Annotated in this window: 7 protein-coding genes; 5 read left to right on the top strand and 2 right to left on the bottom strand. The window is 45.8% G+C overall.

What is annotated here, in order from left to right; genetic code table 11:
• The first annotated feature begins 306 nt into the window (after positions 1-306).
• Positions 307-1,665 carry a bifunctional UDP-N-acetylglucosamine diphosphorylase/glucosamine-1-phosphate N-acetyltransferase GlmU gene (glmU, locus tag RH949_RS21260; RefSeq protein ID WP_446355944.1) on the top strand — a complete coding sequence of 453 codons (1,359 nt, stop codon included), beginning with the start codon at positions 307-309 and terminating at the stop codon, positions 1,663-1,665.
• Between the two features lie 110 nt (positions 1,666-1,775).
• Here glmU and RH949_RS21255 read toward each other — a convergent pair whose 3' ends face one another.
• Both RH949_RS21255 and RH949_RS21250 read right to left on the bottom strand, forming a co-directional pair.
• Entirely contained in the window at positions 1,776-2,690 is a 915-nt protein-coding gene (locus RH949_RS21255) for an Rpn family recombination-promoting nuclease/putative transposase (protein WP_446355942.1), read from the bottom strand.
• Positions 2,691-3,184: 494 nt separating this feature from the next.
• Complete coding sequence (locus tag RH949_RS21250) at positions 3,185-6,013, bottom strand: GAF domain-containing protein (RefSeq protein ID WP_446355940.1); 2,829 nt, start codon at positions 6,011-6,013, stop codon at positions 3,185-3,187.
• Positions 6,014-6,103: 90 nt separating this feature from the next.
• Between RH949_RS21250 and RH949_RS21245 the strand changes: the two genes are divergently transcribed.
• The 4 genes from RH949_RS21245 to RH949_RS21230 all read left to right on the top strand — a co-directional run bounded on the left by RH949_RS21245 (position 6,104) and on the right by RH949_RS21230 (position 11,090).
• Positions 6,104-7,249 carry a quinone-dependent dihydroorotate dehydrogenase gene (locus RH949_RS21245; RefSeq protein ID WP_446355938.1) on the top strand — a complete coding sequence of 382 codons (1,146 nt, stop codon included), beginning with the start codon at positions 6,104-6,106 and terminating at the stop codon, positions 7,247-7,249.
• A gap of 516 nt (positions 7,250-7,765) precedes the next feature.
• Complete coding sequence (locus RH949_RS21240) at positions 7,766-7,990, top strand: hypothetical protein (RefSeq protein WP_446355936.1); 225 nt, start codon at positions 7,766-7,768, stop codon at positions 7,988-7,990.
• A 306-nt stretch (positions 7,991-8,296) separates the two neighbouring features.
• Entirely contained in the window at positions 8,297-9,511 is a 1,215-nt protein-coding gene (locus RH949_RS21235) for an RNA-guided endonuclease InsQ/TnpB family protein (protein WP_446355934.1), read from the top strand.
• Between the two features lie 31 nt (positions 9,512-9,542).
• Complete coding sequence (locus RH949_RS21230) at positions 9,543-11,090, top strand: ArnT family glycosyltransferase (protein WP_446355932.1); 1,548 nt, start codon at positions 9,543-9,545, stop codon at positions 11,088-11,090.
• Positions 11,091-11,298: the final 208 nt, after the last annotated feature.

The following is an 11,298-nucleotide window of genomic DNA, read 5'->3' as shown; positions in this document are numbered from 1 at the left end:
TTTGAGAATTACAGTTGATGCTTTTTATTCTATGGCTTGATTTTGTTGTTTTAATCAAAAAACTGTTACAAATGGTGAAGAGTTGAGAAAAGTTTAGAGTCTAAATTGTCAGTTTAGCCCTAGCCGTTAGTGGCGTATAATATCACTAGGGCATCGGTCAATAAACCGGGTTTATTTGGGTGAAATGCCGATATCAGATTTGTCATGCACACGAGAAACCCGGTTTCTGGGAATACTTGAGCCGACTATGGTATTATCAGTGAGCGAAACTCTATAACTCGGTAGCAGATCACCCCTATCTCAATCATGGTTGCAGTCGCGATTTTAGCAGCAGGACGCGGGACACGAATGAAATCTAAGTTGCCCAAGGTATGCCACAATTTGGGTTCCTTGTCAATGGTGGAACGAGTTCTCAAAAGTTGTCTTGGTGTCGATCCGTTGCGGTGTCTGGTGATTGTCGGCTATCAAGCCGAACAAGTTAAACATTCTCTCGCCCAGTTCCAGGATATAGAATTTGTGGAACAAGCCGAACAATTGGGAACCGGTCATGCAGTACAACAACTCCTCCCCCACTTAGAAGGATTTACGGGGGATTTGTTGGTCTTGAATGGTGATGTTCCCCTGTTGCGATCCCAAACCCTGCAACAATTATTAGATACCCATAAAACCCATCAAAATGCCGCGACGATTTTAACCGCGCAACTGCCGAATCCGCAAGGATATGGACGAGTTTTTTGTGATGGACAAAACCTCGTCACTCAGATTGTAGAAGATCGAGACTGCACCACAGCCCAAAAGCAGAACCGTCGAATTAATGCGGGAGTCTATTGTTTCAATTGGCATAAATTGGCAAAAATACTGCCAAATCTACAGTCAAATAATGACCAAAAGGAATATTATTTAACGGATACGATTCATCAGCTAAAACCTGTCATGGCGGTTGATGTGGAGGATTATCAGGAAATTTTGGGAATTAACAACCGCAATCAGTTAGCCGAAGCATACCAGATTTTGCAAGATCGGGTGAAGGAAGCCTGGATGATGGCGGGGGTGACGTTAATTAATCCCGATAGTATTACCATTGATGACACGGTGGAATTACAACCGGATGTGATTATTGAACCCCAAACCCACCTGCGGGGAAAAACCGTAATTGGTTCTGGGAGTCGGATTGGACCCGGAAGTCTGATAGAAAATAGTCAGTTAGGGAAGAATGTCACGGCGCTGTTTTCGGTGGTGAGTGATTCGGTGGTGCAAGAGAATAGCCGAATCGGACCCTATACTCATCTTAGAGGTCATGTCAGCGTCGGGGAATCTTGTCGGGTGGGGAATTTTGTGGAACTGAAAAACGCCCAAATTGGCGATCGCACAAATATCGCCCACCTGTCTTATCTGGGGGATGCGACGTTAGGGGATCAGGTGAATATCGGCGCAGGAACGATTACCGCCAACTACGATGGGGTACAAAAGCATCGCACTCAAATCGGCGATCGCACGAAGACGGGTTCCAATAGTGTGCTTGTTGCACCTATAACCTTGGGCGAAGATGTCACAGTAGCGGCGGGTTCAGTAGTAACTGAAACGACACCTGATGATTGTCTGGTGATTGCGCGATCGCGTCAAGTCGTCAAACCCGGTTGGCGTCTCAATTTTCCAACCCCGTAGGGGCTTGGTTCCCAAGCCCTCTTGGTTCCCTTCCGGGGTGGTCTAGGAACACATAAGGATTTCAGCCATTACCTGACCCCCCGGAAACCTTACGCACAAGCGCCCAAAAATCACCCATTTTCCTGTAACCAACTTGATAACTCTTCTAAATTGTTGAAATCAAAAACATCATTTCCGAGACGTTCCAACTGGTCAACCGATAAGTTTTGAATTCCCTGACTTATTTCTGACGGAATTGATCCAAACTGTCGCTCCAGGAAACGGAATATCCATCGGATTCCTTGTTCTAATCCTTCTTGCAGTCCTTCCTGCTTTGCCTTAACAATCGATCCCCGTTGGTCTTCCAGGAACATTTCTTGCTTCCGCAATTTTTCCACTTCCTCTACACTTAAATTAGCTTGATTGGCGATATTCATCGCTTTATCTAGTTCCGGAAATTGGCGAAATGTGGGGGGAATTACCTCCAAGCTGGGAGCATTTTTAATAAAATAAATCCATTTATCTGTTAAACTCTCTAGCTGATCTAGCGTTTTCGTGAATTTCGGTAATTCTACAAAAATTAACTCGATTTCTGGATCAGGATAGTTAAACAACTCTTGGTTTTCCTTTAAGCTAAACCGGGTTAGATACCGTTGTGTCTGATCAAACATGAGAAAGTCGGTAATTGTTAAGGCAATGACCGGTTTCAGGTAGGAATATCCTTCGCCATATTTTAGCTGATTTCCATAAGTTTTGGTCAGGTTATAAATAACCCGCTTCTCGAAGAAGGCTAGGTTGAGGACTTGCATTTCAATTAGCACGGTTGAGCCATTATCCAGTAAGGCTTTGACATCGAGATAGCTGTCTTTGAGATCCACCACCTCTCTAGGATTATAGGGGTCAATGATTTCTAAATCCTGAATCACGGGATTGGCTTCATAAATTAAGGCATTTAAAAAGCTAATCAGGATATCTTTGCTGTCTGTTGAGCCAAATATTTTTTTGAAGGCAAAATCAGTCTTTGGACTAATAAATCTTAGAGTCATCGCTTTTTAATGATTGAATTGTAAAACTAATTATATTTTGATTATATAGCACTACGCTCTAAGGTTAGGACAAAAAAATAAAAATTTAAATCGCTCAACACCGAGCGAAGCCGAGGTGTTGAGCCTGAATTTCGACAGGCTCAATTGCCGCGAAGCGACGCCCTGAGTGTGCCGAAGAGTCGAAGGGTCAATTCCTTGATAAGTCAGTGTTTTTATTCACTATTGCCTATTGCCTATTGCCTATTGCCTAAGCTGTTCGGCATTTAAACCTTAATGTCAATAATGGCGAAAGCCTTGTAGTGCGTTAAGCGAAGCCATGCCGCAGGCTTTGCATCTTGCTCGCTACTAATACCCAATTTAAATGCATGACAGCTTATTGCCTATTGCCTAGCGCGTAGCGCTATACTTGGCTTTTTAATGAAGCATAAATTAGATTTTTTAGTGGTAAACTGCAACTTGGTATAAATTTCGCGATCGCCAAAATCGTGCCAGACTTACTTCTGCTTCTGTTCCAATGGCAATAGCAACCGGATCAAATAATCATGGACTTGGGTTTGGTAAAAATGCAGATCGCCTCCCCAACTCCGCAAAATCTGTTGACAAATTCTCATATTTAAGCTATGCAGCGATTTTCTCGGTGAAGTGGTGAGAATCTGCTGACACTCCTCCAAAGAATTGCTTTGAGAAATCAGTAACTCGAGTAACGGATAAGGTGAACTTGAGGGCAGCCTGGGCTTAGTATCTGAACGCAAGGGACAGCACCACAAATGAATCCAACGTCCAGCACGGGACTGTAAACCAATCGTGAGCAATAACTCCAACACAATGCATTCTAGCTTCAGGTAATCCCCATAAATGGTAAACTGACTGACATTGTGCATATTCAGAACCAGTTGACGCTGATTATAAAAGGGTTCCACCTGTCGCAGCGATCGCTTCAACAACGTTGCCAACTTGATCGGGCGTAGCGTCGTCCTGAGTTGCCACTGTTCTTGCTTGAGGATCGGAGTCATCCCCGCTAGAACGGCTTCTAACTTGTGCAGCAGTTGCTGACGACGCATCTTTTGTAACGCCGAATTGGTAATCTGCTGTGTGGCTTCCGCCGGAGAATATGTCTGACTGTCTAATAAAAGTAAGGCATTATTCATCTCCTGCACAGACTGATACAATTTCTCCAAGCATCGGTGTTTGTACCAGTTGAGAGCTTGCAAGTTTTCCCGCTCTTGGGTTTGTTGCATCAGGCGATACCGATAGTCACGCAAGTCAGTAAACTCTTGGGTTAAGATTTCCAGTACCGATAACAAACGTTCAGACCACGTTCGTTCCTGGTGATCCGCAATCAGGATCACTCCCGTGGCTGAAGTGGTATCCTGATGTAAGGCAATCACCAAAATTTGACCCATATCGGGACTCTTAAACCATTGACGGATCGAGTCCGGCAGATCCTTCACCGCAAAGCAGCGGAAATGGGGGGTAGCTAGAGCCTGGTGAATCAGGGGATTTGTTGCCACCGAAATGGTTAAATCGGGAGGGAGAGCAAAACGCGAATCCGTAACCGCCACCGTGGATACCGTCGCCCAAGCAATTTGGGGAGTCCAAGTAAGCAGCGCCACCAGCGGACATTCCAGCAACTTTGCCACATAATTAATCCAAGCCCGTTCAAAGCGCACCGGATCTTTGGGCGCTGAGTGGAGCATGGATAGACCCGACTGCAGGGTTTGATGCGCCAAAAATGAACGTTTGGCGTTATCTAACTCACCCGATAGCGTGAGCAGCAGATGGATGAGTTGGGCTACAGTTTTCACAAAATCCCGTTCATTCGAGTTCCACGTTCGAGGACTCTCATGACCAATCAAGAACAGGAAACTCGGTTGTTTCGGGGAATGTGCTGGATAGGATAAAGACTCAATCAGGAGCGATCGCAGATTCAGTTGCGTTAACGTCTCCCGCCAGGATATGAGTAACCCATCCGCCTCAATATCTTCAATCACCTCCATTTTTTTTCGTCCCCTCAACCACTGCTGATCCTGATCATTCAGGGGGGGTAAGGGTGAGGGACAAGGACGGCGATTCGACGGTTGTCGGCTAAACACAACAGTGAATTGACCCGACTGATCCCGTTGCAGGATTACCAATCGATCCGTATTCAGATGCTGGCAAATCAGCTTCCCCGACTCATTCAGGGCGGCTTCAGGCGTGGGACGACAGGCGATCGCTTGAGCGATCCTTGCTAGCACCTGGCTATCCTTGATTCTTACCTGAACTTGGGTGTCTAATTCCTCTCCACTCACCACCAGCGCCACTAATTGAGCGGTGGCTAAAATATAGTTCCGTTCTGCCCGTTCCCAAATTCGCGGATCGTCTTCTTCCACCGACAGAAAACCCAACAATTCCCCTTGAATTTGAATCGGGGCTGCCATCAACGAGCGAGTTCGGAGTCGATGTAGGATATGTTCTGTGGTTTCTGTCTTGAGTTGGCTTCTACTGCTGCCAATGGTGACTAACTGACCTACCTTTAACGCCTGATAAAAGTCACTGGCTTCAGCAACAGTAAGACCCGCTTTGGAGTTGCGTAACCCAACAACACTGCGGAGAGATTGACGATTACCCACCCGATGCCAGAAATAGCGTTGCTGCGGATGATACCAATAAATATTAGTGCGCGTCGGCGTAATAAACTCTTGAGTCATCGCCACCAATTTATCCAGACGCTGAACCAGCTTGGGCAATTGGAGCAGCTCATCGAGGGCTTGAAACAGGGGTTTATCAGGGCGTTTGATTGCCGATTGTTGCCAATTGACCTCTATTTCATGTAAAGCCGCCGCTAATCCACCCAACACCATGGATAAATGGGCGGTGTCTTTGGGTTGGGCAGAGATACCCCATTGATGTGAACCCAACAAGGTGACACCAAAACATTGATCCTTGGCGCGTAAGGGAAACAGTAATGTTCCCTGAATCCCTAAATTGGTAGCAATTCGTCGCCATTCTCCCGCGCGGATTTCTTGCTGAATATCAGGAACGGTGATTGGGCGTTGTTGAATCACGATTTGTTCTAACAGATCACCCGGTTGCAGGTTGTATCGCTGCTTCAAAAAATCGGTCTCACCCGTGGGAGCAATACCCCCTTTGCCAAATAAGCGATGATCCAAGCGATCATAAAGCCCAATCCAGATCAGGTGGTAATCAAACTCGGTTTGCAGGTAATTTAGAGTAGTCTCGATCAACACGTCAGCATTGTCCTCTTCCCGCAATGTCTCCAGCACTCGTCCTAGGGCAAGGAATGGATGATCGTTTTGGGATGGTAGATTTTGCTGACCCATAATTAATTATCAGGGAACAGGGAATAGGGAACAGGGAACGGGGAAGCTGGGGAAGCAAACCAATGACGAATGACAAAGGACAAATAACCAATGACTGATATTTACCAATCTGCCATTCGCCCCATTCTATTTTCGCTGGTGAAGGCAGATCCGGAGTGGGCGCACGAACAGACAATGCATGTATTAGGTTGGCTAGATCGGACTCATGAATCCTCCTCAACTCCTTGGCTTTCCTCTCAATTGCACCAAGCCTTTTGCCTGAGCGATGTTCGCTTGGAACAAACCCTATGGGGACTGAAATTTCCTAATCCTCTCGGTTTAGCCGCCGGATTTGATAAAGATGGGGTAGCGGCTCGAATTTGGCGTATCTTTGGGTTTGGTTTTGCTGAACTGGGAACCGTTACCTGTCACGCCCAACCCGGAAACCCCCAACCCCGGTTGTTCCGTTTACTCCAAGATAAAGCTGTTCTCAACCGTATGGGGTTTAATAATCGAGGGGCGCAAGCGTTGGCAGACCGATTAGGAGCGATCGCGCATCAGCCGTTTGAGCCGATCCCTGTGGGGATCAATCTGGGTAAGTCTAAGGTAACACCCTTAGAAGACGCCGCTACTGACTATTTAACCAGTTTCCGCCTACTTAAGCCTTGGGGTGACTATTTTGTGGTTAATGTGAGTTCACCCAATACACCCGGATTGCGATCGCTACAAGATGCTGAACAACTGCGAATCATTTTGGAGACGTTGCAACAGGACAATCAAGGACAAAAGCCGCTTTTAGTCAAGATTGCACCGGATTTGGAGTGGGAGGCGATCGCGGATGTTGTGATGCTAGCTCAAACCTATCAGCTTGCGGGGATTGTGGCTACTAACACAACAATTCGCCGGGATATCCTGAAAACCCAAGTCATCGCCACCACAGGCAAACCCGTAACTGAAGAAGCTGGTGGAATTAGTGGTGCGCCACTGCGGGAACGTTCGACAGAGGTAATTCGGTTTATTCACCAGCAAACCCAGGGGAAATTACCGATTATCGGTGTGGGGGGAATTTTTACCGCCGAGGATGCCTGGGAAAAGCTCACCGCCGGAGCCAGCTTGATTCAGGTGTACACGGGATTAGTCTACTCCGGACCCTGGATGGCACGGCGAATCATGCAGGGATTGTTAAGAAAGTTGGAACAACAAGGATTGAGTTCGATTACTCAGGTGGTGAAGCAGGCACAAGCCTCTACCGAGTGAAACTGAGTCCGAGTAAAGGCTTTGTCAACACCAGTCCAGTCATCGGATCATCTACTTCAATTGTGTCAAAATGGTAACAATATGACTCGAAACAGAGATGGATTGAGATTATTTGAACTTGTCATTTCTGCCTTGAAAGCCGACTAGGGCGGATAACACTGCACGAATCATCAGGTTATCCCTAGCCACAACTTTTTTTCAATACTAGAATAGTATAGAAAGAAAACCATTCTAGAGATAGATATTGTTAATTTTTGTCACAAGATCACGCTCAACAACTTGCCTTAGATCTAGTAGGTCAGTATTATTAGTTCACTGATAAACAGCAACTGGATCAGGAAACGTTAATTAGGCAGACTAATTTGACAAACGCTTAAACGCTTACGTCAAGTGTAGATCTTTCATCTGGAATAGTATCCTTTTTTTTGTACCTTCGGGTCAGAGTAACGAATAGACAACGAATCTCTCTATCGTGGAGTCACTCACCACCAAATTTTCAATCTACTGAGGTTATTTATGTGGGAAACAGTTTTTATCGGAGCCATCGCATTTTACGTAATCATGTTGCCGATTTTCTTTAGCCGATGGTTAGATTTCATGCAACATGATGACAGCTTGTCCCAAAATGAGAAATTTTCCTCTTGGGTGATTTTGCTTATTGCTACTATCCTGTGGCCCATCGTCGTGCCAATATCTTATCTAGAACTGTTGGATGCCAGAAAAACATTTAATAATTACTGAAGCGGTTCAAGATTCAGGATCACGGTAGAGATTGAGTCGTCATCAGACAAAACTCGCCACCTCCATCAAAAATATAGGTAATTGGCGAACCGTTTAGTTAATAATGTTACGATTTGTCAATTAAGTTGGAGTGCAAAGGGTGCATCCCGCTTTTAAAAAGCCACTTCACTGCCATCATTGGTCATTAGGCAAAAATAAATGACCGAAGACTTGGGTCACAAGCCCCGTCCTTGTAGGACGGCTTTTGATAAATCGTTCTGATGTTTTGTCAAAAGTGTGTATAATACGGTAAGGAGGTGATGCAAGTTGTTTAGTCTAACCTACGAATTCAAGCTTAAGCCAACAAAAAATCAGATAGCCATCTTTGAAGGATGGTTAGAGCAGTGTCGGCGTGTTTATAACTACGCTCTCTGTGAGCGTAAGGACTGGTTTAAGTCTCGTAGCTGTCAAATTAACGCTTGCTCACTCCGGTCTGAATACATCATTTCGGCTGATACAAAACGTTCTACCTATGCCAGTCAATGCCGTGGGTTAACCGTGGCACGAGCTAACATTCCAGCGCTTAAAGCTGTACAAGTTCACGTACTCCAGCAAACACTAAAAAGATTAGAAAAAGCGTTTGTCAGTATGTGGGAGCAAGGTCATGGTTTTCCACGATTTAAGAAGGTCGGTAGGATGCGGTCATTTGTATTCCCCCAACTGGCAAAACAACCCATCCAAGGGAATGCTGTTAAGTTGCCTAAAATAGGGCTTGTTAAGTTTAACCAGTCTCGCCGGATTCCAGAGGGGGCAGTCATCAAGCAAGCCCGTGTAGTCAGACGGGCATCTGGCTGGTACGTCATGCTAACCCTACAGTGGAATATTGATGTACCCCAGCCAATGCCTCACGGGGAAGCCATAGGAATAGATGTAGGAATTAGTCATTTTGTAGCCGTCTCTAACGGTAGATTATTTTCTAATCCCAAGCCTTTCAGGAAACTTGAATGCAAGCTTAAATTGCTGCAAAAACGAGTATCTAGAAAGCGTTTAGGGAGTAACAACCGAAAAAAGGCACAAGCTAAAGTCAGCCGACTACATGAACGGATAGCAAACATCAGGAAAAATTACCACTGGGAATTAGCCCACAATCTTTGTGATTGGGCGGGAATGATATTTGCTGAAGACCTCAACCTTAAGGCACTAGCAAAAGGGATGTTAGGCAAGCATTGTTTAGATGCAGGTTGGGGGCAATTCCTACAAGTATTAGAGCAATGCTGCTTTAAACGTGGCGTATTTTTCCGAAAAACCGATGCCAAAAAGACAAGTCAGACTTGTCCTAACTGCCTAACAGAAACGGGAAAGAAACTGCTGTCAGAACGTGTCCATTCATGTAGTCATTGCGGCTACACCACCGATAGAGATGTAGCAGCCGCACAAATAGTCTGTATAAGAGGACTTGCAGCCGTGGGACACACGGTCAAGATGCTTTCTGAGGGTAAATTCATTGGAATCCCTACGATGAAAGAATCACCGTCCTTATAGGGCGGTGAGTGTCAAAAAGAACCAATGATAAATGGCAAAACGACGACTGAATTTCACTAACAACCATTGGCTAATCGGTTTTTTCTTAGCCGCCTTTTTCCTGGGAAGTATTTCTCTAGGAAATGTACCGCTACGAGATTGGGATGAAGGGACTCGCGCCCTGATTGCTAGAGAGATTTACCGCACCGGGAACTGGCTTCATCCGACACTTCAGGGGGAACCCTATCTACTCAAACCCCCGTTAATGGATTGGTTAATTGCTCTGTCGTATAAATTTTGGGGAATTGGAGAATTCACCACCCGCCTACCGGGAGCGTTTTTGTCTGCTTGTAGTGTTCCGCTACTCTATTTGTTGGGGCGAGAACTTTTTACCCGACGTCTCCCGGCTATATTAGCGGCTAGCGTTTATTTGACATTGCTACCTGTGGTGCGTCATGGGCGTCTGGCGATGCTGGATGGTACGGTAGTGTTGTTTTTTCTGCTATTGCTACTGTGTCTGCTGAAAGCGCGTCAGGATAAGCGTTGGGCGGTTGGGATTGTGATTAGCCTGGGATTGATTACGTTAACTAAAGGGATTTTGGTGATCCTGTTGGGTGCGATCGCGTTTGGGTTTCTCTTGGCTGATAGACAATGGACGCAGTTAAAGAGTCCCTATTTTTGGCTAGGGATTCTCTTGGGGAGTACACCTGCGATCGCGTGGTATGCAGTTCAGTGGCAATATTATGGTGAAACCTTTTGGCAGGTGCATTTTCAGGCGCAGGGGTTGAACCGCATCTCGGAATCTGTGGAGGGAAATAAGGGTGCGCCTTGGTATTATTTGCTGGAATTACTCAAATACAGTTTTCCCTGGTTCCTGTTTTGGTTGGGCGGATTGGGGTTAGCTTGGCATCATCGTCAACGGAGTTGGGGCAAACTGGTACTGATTGGTACGATTGGCTATCTGGGGACGATTTCCCTAATGGGAACCAAGTTGCCTTGGTACATTATGCCGTTCTATCCCTTTTTTGCCTTAGCTGTTGGTATGTATTTAGCACAGTTGTGGCAAAAAAGCAAGCATTATCCCCAAGTTTTAGTCTGGCTTTTGGGGCTAATGGCAGTTGCAGGGGTGGGGGGATGTGTTTACTTTATCCTGGCAGATCCGCAGCCTGTATTAATTATTATGGGCGTGGTTGTGGCGTTAACAATGGGTTTGGCAGCTTGGCAGGTTTACCAGCATAATCGCCAATTTATTCCGATTTTATTGGGCGGAACATACCTGGCGTTGTTGCTGTTGATGATGTCTACATCCTGGGTTTGGGAATTAAATGAAGCCTTTGCGGTGAAACCAGTCGCCCAGTTGATTCAGGAACACACGCCCCCAGACACGGTGATTTATACATCGTTTGGTTATCGGCGTCCCAGTTTAGATTTTTATAGCGATCGCCAAGTGATTCCGGCGGATACAACTGCGTTGAAACAGTTAGCGTCAACGTCGGCTTACTTACTGGTAGATGAGTCAACATTGGCAGGATTGCCGATTCGCGATCGCGTCATTCTTGGTAGTAGCGAAGGCTTCACCTTAATTGCAATTCTCGATTGAGTGACTATCCTGCAATCAAGCCACGGCAAAGCCTGTATTTCCTTCAAATACTTCTACAGAAATCGGATGATGTGACACAAATTCCCCGACGTGATTGACTTTGCCTGCATCTGACCATGACACCCTGTCTCAGACTCCGTATTTCTACTGATAGTAAAATTAAGCCAGATGGAGAAATGCGATCGCTACCGTAGAATTACGGAAATTT

It is taken from the genome of Coleofasciculus sp. A1-SPW-01 (genome assembly GCF_040217205.1).
Taxonomy (GTDB): domain Bacteria; phylum Cyanobacteriota; class Cyanobacteriia; order Cyanobacteriales; family Coleofasciculaceae; genus Coleofasciculus; species Coleofasciculus chthonoplastes_A.
This window is presented reverse-complemented; position numbering and strand designations above follow the sequence as displayed.

Excerpts from the sequence above, each read along its gene's own strand:
- glmU (WP_446355944.1), top strand. The coding sequence starts at position 307 with ATGGTTGCAGTCGCGATTTTAGCAGCAGGACGCGGGACACGAATGAAA.
- RH949_RS21255 (WP_446355942.1), bottom strand. The coding sequence starts at position 2,690 with ATGACTCTAAGATTTATTAGTCCAAAGACTGATTTTGCCTTCAAAAAA.
- RH949_RS21250 (WP_446355940.1), bottom strand. The coding sequence starts at position 6,013 with ATGGGTCAGCAAAATCTACCATCCCAAAACGATCATCCATTCCTTGCC.
- RH949_RS21245 (WP_446355938.1), top strand. The coding sequence starts at position 6,104 with ATGACTGATATTTACCAATCTGCCATTCGCCCCATTCTATTTTCGCTG.
- RH949_RS21240 (WP_446355936.1), top strand. The coding sequence starts at position 7,766 with ATGTGGGAAACAGTTTTTATCGGAGCCATCGCATTTTACGTAATCATG.
- RH949_RS21230 (WP_446355932.1), top strand. The coding sequence starts at position 9,543 with ATGGCAAAACGACGACTGAATTTCACTAACAACCATTGGCTAATCGGT.